We start from the raw sequence: 13,473 nt of genomic DNA on the forward strand, positions 1-13,473 counted from the left end.
CCGGTCTCATTTGGTGATCGACAGTTCGCCCGGCGCGCCGGCGAGCGAACGGCTGGGCGAGGAGGTGGCAATCATGATGATCAGGGTGAGGATGTAAGGAGCGGCGTAGAAGAGATAGTAGCCTTGCGTGACGCCGACTGACTGCAGCGCCGGGCCGAGCGCGCCGGCGCCGCCGAACAGAAGGGCGGCGGCAAAGCAGCCGAGCGGGTTCCAGCGGGCGAAGATGACCAGCGCCACCGCCATCAGGCCCTGTCCCGATGAGATGCCTTCGGTCCAACTGCCGGGATAATAGAGCGACAGATAGGCGCCGCCGATGCCGGCCAGGGCGCCGCCGACGCCGGTGGCGATCAGGCGCACCGTATCCGGATTGAGGCCCATGGCCCGCGCCGCGTCGGAACTGTCGCCGACGACGCGCAAGATGAGGCCGGCGCGGGTGTTTCGGAAGGCCCACCACAGGAACACCGCCAGTGCCGCGCCGATCAGGAACAACACGTTGACGTCGAGCGCGGCCTGCACCTGCGGAATGTCCGACCAGGCGCCGAAGGGAATGGCCGGCAGGTCGGGCGCCGAAGGCTGGATGAACGGCTTGCCGAAGAAGAAGGCGAGGCCCGAGCCGAACAGCATCAGGGCAATGCCGATGGCAATGTCGTTAACCCCGCGGAATTTGCAGATCCAGCCGTGAAACAGGCCGAAGCAGAGCCCGGCGAAGGCGGCGGCGGTGAGGCCGAGCCAGGGCGAGCCGGTCATCACCGCCACCGCATAGGCGGTCATGGCGCCGAAGACCAGCGTGCCTTCGAGACCGAGATTGATGCGGCCGGAGCGTTCGGTGATCGCTTCGCCGAGCGAGACGAAAATGAAGGGCGTGGAGACACGGATAGCGCCACCGAGGATGGCGAGCGGCACGCCCCAGAGCCCAATCTCGGTTGCGTCCATCAGGTGCTCCTCCGCCAGAGGTCGGGATTGAAGGCCTTGAATCGGCCATAGAAGGTTTCGCTGAACAGGATGACGATGAAGAGCAGGCCCTGCAGCACCAGCACGGTGGCGTCTGGCAGGTCCATGCGGCGCTGGATCAGCCCGCCGGACGCATCGATGCCGCCAAGCAGGAAGGCGACCGGGATGATGGCCAGCGGATTGTGGCGGGCCAGGAAGGCGACAAGGATACCGGTATACCCATAACCGGCGGCAAGCGAGGCGTTGGCGCTGCCCTGCACCGCCGCGACCTCCAGCATGCCAGCCAAGCCGGCGAAGGCGCCGGCGAGCCCTGTGAAGCCGACGATCAGCGAGCCGACGGCAAGCCCCTGCACCTGGGCGGCCCTGACATTGCCGCCGGCGATGCGGGCAGCGAACCCCCAGCGGGTCTTTTCGATCAGCACCCAGGACAGCACGCAGGCCAGCACGCCGACGGCAAGCCCCCAATGCACCTCCATGCCCGGCATGTTGTCGATGCGGTAGATGTCGGCCAGCGGCTCGGTCGACGGCTTGTTGAGCGAGGCAGGGTCGCGCAGCGGCCCTTCGACCAGCTGGTTCATCAGGGCAATCGCGATATAGGCCATCAGCAGGCTGGAGATGGTCTCGTTGACGGCGCGGTAGTGGCGAAGCGCGCCGACGGCACCTATCCAGATGCCGCCGGCGGCCATGCCCGCCACGCCCATGGCAAGAATGACGATGAAGGATGGCGCCCCGCTCAGCGCCACGCCGATGGCAGCGGCGGCGACGCCACCAAGCACGATGGCGCCCTCGCCGCCGATGACGACGAGGCCGAGCCGGGCCGGCAGCGCCACGCAGAGCGCCGCCAGTAGCAGGGGAGCGGCGCGCGACAGCGAGTTCTGGATCGAGAACCATGAGCCGAAGCCACCGCGCCACATCGTTTCATAGAGCTGGACCGGCGACTTGCCGACAGCCAGGATAAACAGGCTGAACAGGGCCATGCCGACGACCAGCGCCGCGAGCGGTATGACGACGGCCTCGGCGCGCCGGGCGATCCATTCGAGCGCCGCCGGATAACCCCTGGCGCCGAACGTCGCCGGCGCGCCGGCCCCTGCCACCGTGTCTGTCATCTTGCCGCTCCGTCCGATTCAGGCGGTCGAGCCGACAACGCCCTCGACGAGATAGTCCATGCTCTCGAGCTCGATGGCGGTTTCGGCGAAGGCCTGGCCTTCGGTCGCCACGACGCCGCCCTTGTTGCTCTTCAGCGGGCCCTTGATGACGGAGAAGCCGCCCTTCGTCATCTCGGCCAGCGTGGCGTCGAACTGCTTGCGGGCCGCCTCGGAGACGGCGGGGCCGAGCGGGCTCATCTTGACGAAGCCGTCGGCCAGTCCGCCGCGGGTGAAATTGGGCAGCGGCTTGCCGGCGACGAGGTCGTCGACGAACATCTTGTAGACCTTGGCCCAGTTCCACTCGGCGCCGGTCAGGTATTTCTCGGGCGCCAGCGGGCTTTGGTTGGCGTGGTAGCCGCAGACGAAGGCGCCGCGGCCGGCGGCCGTCTCGACCACGACCTTGGGGCTGTCGACGTGGCAGGTGACGACATCGATGCCCTGGTCGACCAGCGCGTTGGTGGCCTCCGCCTCCTTGACCGCCAGCGACCATTCGCCGGTAAAGATCACCTGGCAGGTGATGGTCGGGTCGACCGAACGCGCGCCAAGCAGGAAGGAGTTGATGTTGAGCAGGACCTGCGGGATCGGCTTGGCGGCGACGAAGCCGAGTTTCTTGGTCTTCGAGGTGTGACCTGCGACGACGCCGTTGAGATACTGGCCCATGCCGATATAGCCGAAATAGGAACCGGCATTCATCGGGTGCTTATCCTTGTTCCACATGCCGCCACAATGGCGGAACTGCACGTCGGGGAATTTCGCGCACATGGCCAGCATGTGCGGATCGAAATAGCCGAAGGACGTCGGGAAAATCAGCGAGGCGCCGTCGAGATTGATCATCGATTCCATCGTCTTCTGGACGTCGACCGTCTCGGGGACGTTTTCTTCCTCGACGATGTTGATGCCATCGATCCCCTTCAGCGCCGCCGCACCCTCGGCATGCGCCTGGTTGTAGCCATAATCGTCCTTCGGCCCGACATAGATGAAGCCGACGGTGGCGGCGGCAGCGAGTGCCCTGCTGATGGGAAAGGATGCCGAGGCCAGGCCAAATGCGGCTCCGGCGGCGGAGGTCTTGAGCAACTGGCGGCGGCTAAGCATGAATCTGTCGATCATCTCTTGATGCTCCCCTGTGGGACCCTTTCCGGGTCGGTTAACGCCTTCTCGAAAAAGTGCATGCAATCGTTGTGCCAACTCAAAAACCTAAATTTATTAAATAAAATCAATAGGTGTTTCAAAAGCGACTGCACATGGAGCAGGCAATTGCATGCACTTTTTGCCTTGAAAACAGACAGTTTGACAGGCAGATTAAAATTAAGGCATAGAGTGGCCCAGCCGAGTCGCGAGCCGCTCGACTCTGCAAAAGACTGAACGGAGGAGATTTGTCGGGAAAGCGCAGCTTGATCAGGTCGGGCACGACCGTGGATCAGATGGTGAGGGCGATCGGCGACCGCATCGTCACCGGCTTCCTGCGCCCCGGCGAAAAGCTCGACGAAGCCTCGCTCGCCGCCCGCTTCGACGTATCACGCACGCCGGTACGCGAGGCGCTCGGCCAGCTCAGCGCCATGGGTCTGGTCGAAAGGCGGCCCAACCGGGGCGCCATCGTCGCCGTGGTGACGCAGGAGCATCTCGCCTCGATGTTCGAAAGCATGGCCGAACTGGAAGCGATCTGCGCGCGCTTCTCGGCCGAGCGCATGACCAGCAGCGAGCGCCGCGCGCTGGAGATCGAGCATCAGGGCTCGGCGCGGCTGGTGCAGCTGCGTGCCGAGGAGGACTACGAATATTTCAACACCGAGTTCCACACCCGGCTCTATCGCGGCGCCCACAACGCCCATATCTACGAAATGACCGTGATGACGCGGAGCCGGCTGGCGCCGTTCCGCCGTGCGCAGTTCATGCTGCCGGGCCGGCTGGCGAAGTCCTGGCAGGAGCACGACGCGATCGTTACGGCAATCATGCGCGGTGACGGCGCTGCCGCGGGAAACGCCGCCAAGGATCACGTTTCCATCGTCAGCGAGGCGAGCGCCGTCTTTGCCGTCGGCGACCAGCCGAAAGTTGCAAGCACGATGCCGGTCACGGCCGGCTGAGAAGGGAATTCAACTGGTTCAGCAGAGCGCCCTGCAAAGAAACAGAGCCCCATCCCTGTTCCATCGGGATGGAATAGGCTCTAAGGCACCAGCACGACCTTGCCAGTCGAGCGGCGCTCGTCCAGCTGCGCGATCAACTGCGTCGTGCAAACGTGCTGATGCTGTCGAGCAGCTTCTGTTGGTCGTCGACCCAAAACCAGTGGTCGTCACCGACGACCTCAATGAACCGCGCGCCTGGGATCTTGGCCGCCAGGAAGCGCCCGGCCTCGACGCGCACGGCGCGGTCGCCGGAGCGGTGCAGGACCATCGTCCGGGCCGAGACTTTTGCAAGCAGATGACGGACATCGGTATCACGCAGCGCTTCGAGCAGGCCTGCGACCGCGCCGGGACTGGAGGCCGCCCTGAGCAATCCGGCCCACCAGTTCTCCGCCTGGCGGTCTCCGGCGAGGCTCGGGGCGAAAGTTTCGATTTCCGCCGGGCCACCCCAGTTGGCGATCAGGCGTCGCTTCCACAGGTCGTATTGCGCGGCGGTCAAGGCGAAGGGATAGTCGGGCGTGCGGCTGCCTTTCGCCAGGGAACCCCAGAGAACAAGGCCGGTCAGGCGATCGGGGTGATCTACGGCAAAACGGATACAACCCGGCCCACCCTCTGACGCGCCGATGAGCAAGGCCCGGCGGCTGCCGGCCGCATTCATGACTGCCAGAATATCCTGCGCCGTCGCTTCGACGGTGGGGCGGGCGCCGACGCGGTCGGAAAGTCCCATGCCGCGCCGGTCGAAGAGGATCAGGCGGCCCAGGCGCGAAACCGCTGATATCCAGGCGCGGCAGCTTCTGTCTTCCCAGATCCGCTCGACATGCGAAATGAACCCGGGAACAAGCACGATGTCCGGCTGGCCGCTGCCGACGATCTGGTACGCGAGATGGATGCCGTCCACGTCGACGTAGCGCGTTCTTGGCACGTCCAGGGTGGCATCGTGAGATGGCTCACGCAGCAGGGCAAGCGTGGCGGGGTCCGGCGCTATGCCGAGTTCTTCCCGCAGCAGCCGGACACAAGCTTCGATCTGGCGCTCGGCCGCCGCCCTGTCCTCAGCCGCCAGGTGGGCACGGATCAGGTGACGGTGCGCGCTTTCGCTCAAAGGATCCAGTCCTGCCAGGCGCGTCGCATGCACAACCGCAGTGCGAGGCTCGCCACCGGCGATCTTCGCTTCAATCAGCCGCTCCAGCGCCTGCACCAGCCGGCTGCGCAAGGCCTCGCGCCTGAAAAAGACCCATTCCTCGAATTCCGCACAATCCGGGAGTGAGAAACCGGCGAGATAGTCGTCCTTATAGATGTCGGCCGCCGCGTCGAGAGGACCGACATTGCAGGTCTGCTCGAACACTCGGGAGTCGACCTCGACGGACAGCGCCCGGTGCAGACTGAGGGAACCTCCGGTGGCAGCGATAACCTCGCTGCCGAACGCGATGCGGATTTTATACAGGGTGCGCCGAAGGCGTGCCCGTGCGGCTTCCTCGTCGGTTTCGGGCCACAGAAGCGTGGCCGCGACCTCGCGCGCCACGGGCCTGCCGGCCTCTGCGAGGTAGATGAGGAGCGCGGCCGCCTTGCGCAAGGCGAGTTCCACCGGCCGCCCGTTCAGGCGGAATTCCGGAAAACCCAGAAGTCGGAGTTCCAACCGCTCCATCGATCCGCAACGCGGCCGCGCAGGGACGTTGAGGGGACGCCGGCCATCTATCCATCCCCACGACGTCGGGCCGAATGGGCCCGATCAGGAGACTCCCTTGGAGCGAGAAATGTCACTGGTCAATACTCTCATCCGCCGTCGCACGTCCGAGGCCCTTGCCGGAGACGGCGGCCCGATTGGCGCCGCGAACACAGGGCAAGGAGGCTGAGACATGTGCCAATCCTGTCTCTCCTGGTACGCACGCTGCATTGCGCCCTACCTCGTTCACGCCGGCTGTTCGGCCAACGCATTCGCCCGCATGCGAAGGCGTGTGATCCCGCTGGCGGAAGGTATCGTCGTCGAAGTCGGCTTCGGGTCCGGCTTGAATCTTCCCTATTACGACGCCGCCAGTGTGGAGCGGCTGGTCGGCGTCGATCCCGACGGCACGATGCTCGGCCTGGCCGGACCGAAGAGCCATTCCTTGCCATTCGATATCGAATGCCTCCGGGCCAGCGGCGAAAGCCTGCCGTTGATTGATGACTTCGCCGACACGGTCGTGGTCACCTATGCCTTCTGCACCATTCCGGACCCTGAGGCGGCGCTCACGGAAATCCGGCGTATCCTGAAGCCCACAGGCCGGCTGATTTTCATCGAGCACGGTCGGGCCGAGGAGCCGCGTTGCCGCAGGTGGCAGGAGCGCCTGAACCCGCTATGGGGACAGTTCGCCGGCGGCTGCCAGCTCAACCGCGATCCGTTGCGCTTGATCCGCGGGGCCGGCTTCCGCCTCGTCGAAGAGCAGCGCGGGCGGTTTCCGCTGCTCTTCTGGCAGTTGGGAAGCCACCACGCCGGCGTCGCGGCACCCCCGACAAACTGACCGGCCGCCGCCGTCGAAACCTGCATTCCGAGAGCAGACAGTCGCACATGCACCATCTGCCGGCAGCGGGCGAATGTGTCGGCCGGCAGAGGTTTGTCCGTCCTAATACTTCATCTCAACGCGGATGCCATGCAGTGTCTTGCCTGAGGCGTTTAGCACGCGACCTGCCGGCTGGGGCGCCATGTGGACGACGAGGCAGCCCCGACCATCCCAAGCGTGGATCGCTTGAATGACATCTCGATTGGGCGGCATCATGGTCCCATCCGGCGCGAAATCATGGATCGGCCCTTGCACCTGATCGAATACGAAGACCGAAGGCCAGCGATGGTGGTGCGTTGGCTCTTCCTCGTTGGGCTCGAGGATCACTTCAAGCACGCGCAGTCGGTCGTTTTCAAACACGACCTTGTGGTTGGCGGGCGCCGCGATCACTGCGTCAAGCTTAGGATCCCATTGTCCCGGGTCGGTCTGGTCGATGATATCGGTGGTGATAACCATGGTGTCCTCCATTGATTGCAGCGCCGGGCCTCAGCGCCGGTGTGCGAAGGGTCGCGTAGCTCCGAATCCGGCGGCTCTCAGGCCGCCGGTACCGATTGAATTGCACCTTGGGCACAGAACAGCTGTCCGTCCGCCAGACGCGCGTAATTATGGACGACCTTGTTCTCGTGATCCTGAACCTGAACAATGAAGTTGCCGCTCTGCTCGGTCCAACTCATGATGAACAGGCCCGGGCGAACGCCCGTCAGATCGCTCTGAACCACTTCATCGATCTCAGTAGCACCGATCGTAGCCTGCACGCGCAATTCTGTCAGCGACAGGACCGTCAGCCTCGGCACGAACGGGCCGAACGCGCAATCGAAAGTCTTTCCGACGAGCGAGGTCGGAGCACCATTGGTCGCAGCCATGCTAATCCTCCTTCATGATTATTTATTTGGCGAACATTTCCAGCGTCAGGCACACTTAGCCGTCGCCGGCACAAAATACCGGAAAAATCTGCTTATTTTGCCGTTTTGGAGCGCTCCAAAGGTAAATTCTGACTTTTAGCTCGCGGAGTCAAGAAAAAACTTGGAGCGCTCCAAAAAATTGTCTAACTGAGGGAAATGAGCGCTTCCAAAATGCCAACCCTCGCTGACGTCGGCCGGCTTGCAGGGGTTTCCCGCGGCACTGTTTCCAATGTATTCAACCATCCAGACCTGGTGCGGGCCGACGTGCGCCAGCGCGTCGAGGCTGCCGCCCGCCAGCTAGGGTACGATGGCCCCGACCCAAGAGGACGAGTGCTGCGTGACGGCAAGTTCAACGCCATCGGCTTCATGCCGCCAGGGGCGTATGCCATTGCCGACGTGATCAGAAGCCCATACATGCGAGAGCTGGTGCTTGGCGTTTCGATTGCATGCGATGAGGCCGGAGCAACGCTGGGCCTGATCAATGGTACGGACGAAACGCGTACCTCCGCCATCAGAGAGGCATTGGTCGACGGCTTCATTCTGGGCCACAGCGCAGACATCGATCTGATCACATCGGCGCAGCGCCGGCGCCTGCCTTTTGTCATCCTGGAAAGTGAGGCCGGTCCGAACGTCAACTCAATCCGAATCGACGGCAGGAGCGGCGCTCTGGCGGCTGTCAGGCACCTGGCTGCGCTTGGCCATCGGCGTTTTGCGATCCTGTCCATCCGGCGCACATCCGGACCGCCGATCATCCATATTCCGGGCCGTGGCAAAGGCGCGATTAGCGCGGGATTTCAGCTCGACCACGAAAGGCTCCTGGGCTTCGCCCAGGGCCTGGCAGAGGTTGGTCTGTCGATCAACGATGTCCCGATAATCGAGACCACTCCAGGAGAACCCTCCGCCGGGGCTGTCGTGCTCGATCGAGTTCCGGAAGCAACGGCAATCCTGACCATGTCGGACTGGCAAGCAATCACCGTGCTCGATGAAGCAATTCGTCGTGGCATAAACATACCCGAGCAGCTGTCGGTGGTGGGTTTCGATGGCACCGCTGAATCTGCTCGCACCACGCCCCCCCTCACGACCGTAGCGCAGGATATCGCCAGGAAGGGGCGGCTTGCCGCCGACATGGTGTTCGCAAACGCCGCCCCGAAGCAAATTATCATGCCAGTTGAATTGGTGGTCCGTGGCTCGACCGCCCGCCCGCGCCGTTAAGTCTACTTGGCACGGAGGTCGGAACACTCCTGCAAGTGCAGTGGTGGCGTGCTCTTGACCGGAAGAACGGACGAATTCCACGATCGGCCTGTGAGCAATTCAATCGATCACGATGCTAAGGCACCAGCACGACCTTGCCCGTCGAGCGGCGCTCGTCCAGCAGACGATGCGCCTCGCTGGCCTGATCGAGCGGGAAGCGGCTGCCTGCCGTCACCAAAAGCCCACCGCTGGCGGCCAGATCGAAAAGCTCGGACAGGCTGTCGCGCAGCACATCTGGAGAAAGCAGCGGCAGCAGGGCGAACCCTCGCAGCGACTGGTTTCGATTGATCATTGCCTCCAGATCCGAGGCGCTGACCGCGTATCTGCCAAGAGCGGCAAACACCAGCTCGCCGCAAGGCGTGAGCGCGGCGAGCGTCGCTGCCGTCATCGAGCCGCCGACGGTATCGTAGACGATATCGACGCCGTCGCCGCCTGTTGCTCCCCAGACCTGCGCGGCCCAATCCGCCCTGGAGTAGTCGATGGCCGCATCGGCGCCGAGCGACAAGGCAAGGTCGCGTTTGGCCGCGCCGCCGGCAGCAGCGATCACGGCGCTGGCGCCTTCACGCCTGGCCAGTTGGACCAGCAACGAGCCGACACCGCCGGCGGCGGCCAGGACCAGCACGGACTTACCCTTCGGCGGGCTTTGCCGCAGCAGATGCAAGGCCGTCAGTCCCTGCACCATCAATGCCGTCGCATCCTCGAAGGAAAGTGCGTCCGGCAGCGGCACGGCCAGCTTGGCGCCGAGCGTCACATATTCGGCGTAACCGCCAAACGGGCGTGTCGATGCAAAGAGAGGTGCCGCCACGCGGGCGCCAAGCAGCCGCGCGTCCACGCCTTGCCCGAGCGCCTCCACCATGCCTGCGGCCTCAACGCCGAGCATCACCGGCAATTGCGGCGTCACCGCATAGCGGTCCGCGCGCATCAGCACCTCGAAGAAATTCACGCCTGCCGCACGAACGCGGACCAGCATCTCGCCGGCCTTCGGTTCAGGCTGCGGCACGTCCACGACATCGAGGACATCGGGACCGCCAAAACGGCTGAGTTGAATGGCTCTCATGGCAACCTCGCTATGGCAAAGGCTGCTGTTTGCCACTATCTGCGTGGCCCGGACTACACACTCATTTGTCCCCTGCTGACCGGAAGGTAACCATGACCGGCCCTATCAAGAGACTGCCGATGCTGCCAGCGGAACGCGCCTTGAAAGTGATCTCGGGCCGCTGGAAGGCGGTTATCCTCTACCACCTCTTCGACGGCCCCCGGCGATTGTCGATGCTGAAGTCGCTGGTTCCCACGATTGCCCAGAAAGTGCTGATCCAGCAGCTTCGCGAAATGGAGGAGCACGGCCTCGTCAGCCGCGAAATTTTCGCCGAGGTCCCCTCGCGCGTCGAATATTCCGCGACACCACTTGGCCTCAGCCTCGAGCCCATCCTGCTGGCGCTCTGCGAATGGGGCCAGCACCATGCGGACGAATTGAACGAGCAGCACCGCCTGGCCGATTGCATTATCAGGCCAAGGCAGCCGCAGCACGCACTGGCAGCTTCCGGAAATTGAAAAGGGCGGCGCAAGCGCCGCCCCACATCCTTGGGAGGATAATTCAAACAGGCGATCAGGCCGCCCTGGCTTCCTCGGAGATTGCATCGGCCTTGCGCGCCGCCTTCAGGACCTTCGCCCACCAGGCGACGTCGTTGACCAGCGCGGTTGCCGCCTGGTTCAGGTGTTCAAGCTCCTCAAGCTTCTTCTCGCCCTGGCGGACTGCGAGGAAATCGCCCCAGGCGATATGGACGGCGGACTTGACCGGCACCATCTGCAGCTCGACGGCATAAAGGCGGAGCTGCTCAACGGCACGCGAGCCACCGACGCTGCCATAGCCGACGAAGCCGGCCGGCTTCTTGTTCCATTCGTTGGCGGCGTAGTCGATGGCGTTCTTCAGCACGGCCGTCGGGCCGTGATTGTATTCAGCGGCGGTGAAGATGAAGCCGTCGAACCCGGCGACCTTCTTCTGCCAGCGCTGCGCCACTTCGTTCTGTGACGGCGCCCAGGCGGACGATGCGACCTCGTCGAAGAACGGCAGCGGGAAGTCGCGCAGGTCGACGACTTCGACATCGATATCGGCATGCGACTTGGCGATCTTGGCGATCCATTCAGTGGGGACGTCGGCGAAGCGTGCGGCGCGCGTCGAACCGACGACAATGGCGATTTTAGGTTTGGACATTTGGGGGCTCTCCTTGCGGGAAATTGTGGTATCGTTTGGATACCGGCGCTATATGAGATACCGCAAACTCGAAGTGCAAGGAGGCACGTTTTTGTTACTGAGGCACCCGCATAACACCGAGGACTGCCGCGCCGTCTCGGAGATCCTGCAGCGCGTCGGTGATAAGTGGACCGTGCTCGTCGTCGGCAAGCTTGGCGACGGCCCCCTGCGCTTCAACGAATTGAGAACGGCCGTCGGCGGCATTTCGCAGAAGATGCTGACCACCACCTTGCGCGGCTTGGAGCGCGACGGCTTCGTCACGCGCACCGTGTTTCCGACCATCCCACCACGCGTCGACTATGAGTTGACCGATCTCGGCCGCGAGCTGTTGGTGCCAGTCGCAGCACTCGGCGCATGGGCGCGCAAGAACACCGAACGTGTCAAGGCGGCGCGGGCGAAATTCGATGGGATTCACGCCTGAAACTCTTGCGCTGCAAGGGTTTGCGCGCGGTGCATAGCGTCGACGGATTCTACGGCTGCATCTGCATTCCGACCCGCGGACGGCTTTCGAGCCGCTTCGATTTCGGGGCCTGATTGACCACCTTGCCGTCGATGGCGCAGGCCGCCCTTTTACCGCAATTGCGCACAGCCATCGCACCGGTGTCGCACGTCGTCGCAACGCAGATTTCGCACCTGGTCGCTTGTCCCCTGAGGGTGTGGTTTTCGGAGGCGCAACGGACTTCGGCCTCTTCTCGTTTGACCTCGGTATAGGCGGTTGCGGCCAGCAGGCAGAACAAGGCTGCAAGCGCGCCCGCCAATGCGCCGTTCAGCAATCGTTGACGCATTGTCTTGTCTCCGGATCCGCTCGGACACGGTCACGGAAATTTGCGAACGCGAATATGAAAGGCATCACACATTTCGTTGCCCGCATCCCCCCTTGCGGGAGGCTGGCAGCGGCGTTGCCGTTCAATTTTAAGCTGACTGCATCCAGCCGCTCAGCCTTCCGCCGGAACCGCCTTCGGCTTGCCTTCGCCGTCCAACGCCACCATGACGAAATCGGCGTGGGTAACCTTTTCCATCAGGTCGGAGAGGTAGCGCTGCGCCCAGGCCTCGACCTTCAGCGTCATCGAGGTGCGGCCGACACGTTCGACATGGGTGTAGATGCACAGCGTGTCGCCGATCTTCATCGGCTTGGCGAACGACATCTCCTTCACCGCCGCCGTCACCACGCGGCCCTTGGCGCGCTCGGCGGCGCGGATGCCGCAGGCAAGATCCATCTGCGCCATCACCCAGCCGCCAAAAATATCGCCCGCTGCATTGGCATCGGAAGGCATCGCCAGGGTCCTCAGCGTAAGGTCGCCGAGCGGCCGGCCGTTCGCGTATTGCACCATGCGAAAATCCCCGAGATCGATAGCCCGATCTCGTATCGTTACGGCATCGACGCGTCAACGCGCCACCAGCATCGTCGCGCAGTCAAATTCGTTAGTTCAGCCGGCGCGAATTGTCCGCAGCGTCTCCATCAGCCACTCGCCAAAACGCTCCGCCTCAAGAATCATTCCTAGATGATTGCCGGGTGATTCGATGACGGAAGTATCGAATGCGCCGGCCAAAGCCTCAGCGGCACGGCGAGCGGGCTGACCGATGGAGGCCTCGCCTGCTGCGATAAGAATATGATCACCCGGCAGCCGTTCGGTAAGCGGATGATAGCGCACCGTCGCCGGCGCCATGGCATTCAGGAAAAAGCGATTCCTCGCACGCTCGGCGGGCGTACCCGGTGGTAGCTTGATCGGCTTTGGTCGAGGCGCGGCTTCGTAGGTGGTTTGAAATGTCTCAGTTAAGTCAGCGAACATTTGCATTCCGGCATCCGGGTCGTCAGCGGCGGTACGAAAGGCGATGTCCATTCTTGCCAGCAGCTCCATGCCTTCTGGTAGCAGGCCGAAGAGCGGAGGCTCGTGCAGCACGAGGTGCAGTACTGCTTCTGGATGAGCCGCGAGCAGTGCGAGTCCAGTTACCGCGCCGCCACTGGCGCCGAAAATCAGGACAGGCTCGTCGGTCATGCTCCGGATCAGAGAGAGCAGGTCTCCCGCCAGCAGTTCCGGCGTCGTGCTGTAATCGCCCGAAATCTGGCTTGCACCAACCCCTCTGGGGTCATGCGTCACCACAGTAAAACTATGGTCGAGTTTTGTCGCTATGCCGGCGAATTCAGAAATTCCAGCCGGCGCACCGACCAGGAACAGCAACGGACCGCTACCCTGAACGCAATAACCAAGGGCGAAACCGTGTTCGCCCTCCAGTTTCCGCAGGTCCATGCCGCTCGCTGCCCCTCACGACTGCCGTGGGGTGGAGCAGACAGCAAAACACCACTGCACACAAGTCGGTGGGAGC

16 protein-coding genes are annotated in these 13,473 nt (G+C 63.4%); 5 read left to right on the plus strand and 11 right to left on the minus strand.

Annotated elements, in window-relative coordinates; all coding sequences use genetic code 11:
- Positions 1 to 6: 6 nt before the first annotated feature.
- The 3 genes from OHD62_RS09945 to OHD62_RS09955 are packed head-to-tail and all read right to left on the minus strand — an operon-like array spanning position 7 to position 3,203.
- Positions 7 to 933, minus strand: coding sequence for an ABC transporter permease (locus OHD62_RS09945; RefSeq protein WP_263782443.1), 927 nt, complete (start codon positions 931 to 933; stop codon positions 7 to 9).
- Positions 933 to 2,057, minus strand: a complete 1,125-nt coding sequence (locus OHD62_RS09950; protein WP_263782444.1) for an ABC transporter permease — start codon at positions 2,055 to 2,057, stop codon at positions 933 to 935. The genes OHD62_RS09945 and OHD62_RS09950 overlap by 1 nt, the downstream gene beginning before the upstream one ends.
- Positions 2,058 to 2,075: 18 nt before the next feature.
- Positions 2,076 to 3,203, minus strand: a complete 1,128-nt coding sequence (locus OHD62_RS09955; RefSeq protein ID WP_263782445.1) for a BMP family ABC transporter substrate-binding protein — start codon at positions 3,201 to 3,203, stop codon at positions 2,076 to 2,078.
- A gap of 284 nt (positions 3,204 to 3,487) precedes the next feature.
- On the opposite strand from OHD62_RS09955, the gene OHD62_RS09960 reads away from it, so the two are divergent.
- Positions 3,488 to 4,174 carry a GntR family transcriptional regulator gene (locus OHD62_RS09960; RefSeq protein WP_263782446.1) on the plus strand — a complete coding sequence of 229 codons (687 nt, stop codon included), beginning with the start codon at positions 3,488 to 3,490 and terminating at the stop codon, positions 4,172 to 4,174.
- 133 nt (positions 4,175 to 4,307) lie between these two features.
- Here the strand turns inward: OHD62_RS09960 and OHD62_RS09965 are convergent, their stop codons facing one another.
- Positions 4,308 to 5,852 (minus strand): alpha/beta hydrolase, encoded by a 1,545-nt coding sequence (locus tag OHD62_RS09965; RefSeq protein ID WP_263782447.1) that lies wholly within the window; start codon positions 5,850 to 5,852, stop codon positions 4,308 to 4,310.
- 310 nt (positions 5,853 to 6,162) lie between these two features.
- Here OHD62_RS09965 and OHD62_RS09970 point away from each other — a divergent pair, with 310 nt between their 5' ends.
- Positions 6,163 to 6,705: a class I SAM-dependent methyltransferase gene (locus tag OHD62_RS09970; RefSeq protein ID WP_263782448.1), complete on the plus strand. Its 543-nt coding sequence runs from the start codon at positions 6,163 to 6,165 to the stop codon at positions 6,703 to 6,705.
- 102 nt (positions 6,706 to 6,807) lie between these two features.
- Here the strand turns inward: OHD62_RS09970 and OHD62_RS09975 are convergent, their stop codons facing one another.
- Both OHD62_RS09975 and OHD62_RS09980 read right to left on the minus strand, forming a co-directional pair.
- Positions 6,808 to 7,200 (minus strand): hypothetical protein, encoded by a 393-nt coding sequence (locus OHD62_RS09975; protein ID WP_263782449.1) that lies wholly within the window; start codon positions 7,198 to 7,200, stop codon positions 6,808 to 6,810.
- 77 nt (positions 7,201 to 7,277) lie between these two features.
- Positions 7,278 to 7,607, minus strand: a complete 330-nt coding sequence (locus OHD62_RS09980) for a MoaF-related domain-containing protein (RefSeq protein ID WP_263782450.1) — start codon at positions 7,605 to 7,607, stop codon at positions 7,278 to 7,280.
- Between the two features lie 210 nt (positions 7,608 to 7,817).
- On the opposite strand from OHD62_RS09980, the gene OHD62_RS09985 reads away from it, so the two are divergent.
- Positions 7,818 to 8,858: a LacI family DNA-binding transcriptional regulator gene (locus tag OHD62_RS09985; RefSeq protein WP_263782451.1), complete on the plus strand. Its 1,041-nt coding sequence runs from the start codon at positions 7,818 to 7,820 to the stop codon at positions 8,856 to 8,858.
- Positions 8,859 to 8,973: 115 nt separating this feature from the next.
- Here OHD62_RS09985 and OHD62_RS09990 read toward each other — a convergent pair whose 3' ends face one another.
- Positions 8,974 to 9,954, minus strand: a complete 981-nt coding sequence (locus tag OHD62_RS09990) for a quinone oxidoreductase family protein (protein ID WP_263782452.1) — start codon at positions 9,952 to 9,954, stop codon at positions 8,974 to 8,976.
- A gap of 92 nt (positions 9,955 to 10,046) precedes the next feature.
- Between OHD62_RS09990 and OHD62_RS09995 the strand changes: the two genes are divergently transcribed.
- Positions 10,047 to 10,448, plus strand: coding sequence for a winged helix-turn-helix transcriptional regulator (locus OHD62_RS09995; protein WP_263782453.1), 402 nt, complete (start codon positions 10,047 to 10,049; stop codon positions 10,446 to 10,448).
- Positions 10,449 to 10,503: 55 nt separating this feature from the next.
- Here OHD62_RS09995 and OHD62_RS10000 read toward each other — a convergent pair whose 3' ends face one another.
- Entirely contained in the window at positions 10,504 to 11,109 is a 606-nt protein-coding gene (locus OHD62_RS10000; RefSeq protein ID WP_263782454.1) for an NADPH-dependent FMN reductase, read from the minus strand.
- A gap of 91 nt (positions 11,110 to 11,200) precedes the next feature.
- Between OHD62_RS10000 and OHD62_RS10005 the strand changes: the two genes are divergently transcribed.
- Complete coding sequence (locus OHD62_RS10005; protein WP_165779628.1) at positions 11,201 to 11,569, plus strand: winged helix-turn-helix transcriptional regulator; 369 nt, start codon at positions 11,201 to 11,203, stop codon at positions 11,567 to 11,569.
- 49 nt (positions 11,570 to 11,618) lie between these two features.
- Here OHD62_RS10005 and OHD62_RS10010 read toward each other — a convergent pair whose 3' ends face one another.
- The 3 genes from OHD62_RS10010 to OHD62_RS10020 form a co-directional block, all read right to left on the minus strand.
- Positions 11,619 to 11,921 carry a hypothetical protein gene (locus tag OHD62_RS10010; protein WP_263782455.1) on the minus strand — a complete coding sequence of 101 codons (303 nt, stop codon included), beginning with the start codon at positions 11,919 to 11,921 and terminating at the stop codon, positions 11,619 to 11,621.
- 162 nt (positions 11,922 to 12,083) lie between these two features.
- The gene (locus OHD62_RS10015) at positions 12,084 to 12,479 is read right to left on the minus strand and encodes an acyl-CoA thioesterase (RefSeq protein ID WP_263782456.1); all 396 of its coding nucleotides are present in this window, start codon (positions 12,477 to 12,479) and stop codon (positions 12,084 to 12,086) included.
- 96 nt (positions 12,480 to 12,575) lie between these two features.
- Complete coding sequence (locus OHD62_RS10020; protein WP_263782457.1) at positions 12,576 to 13,397, minus strand: alpha/beta fold hydrolase; 822 nt, start codon at positions 13,395 to 13,397, stop codon at positions 12,576 to 12,578.
- Between the last annotated feature and the right edge of the window lie 76 nt (positions 13,398 to 13,473).

It is taken from the genome of Mesorhizobium sp. YC-39 (genome assembly GCF_025753795.1).
Classification (GTDB): domain Bacteria; phylum Pseudomonadota; class Alphaproteobacteria; order Rhizobiales; family Rhizobiaceae; genus Mesorhizobium.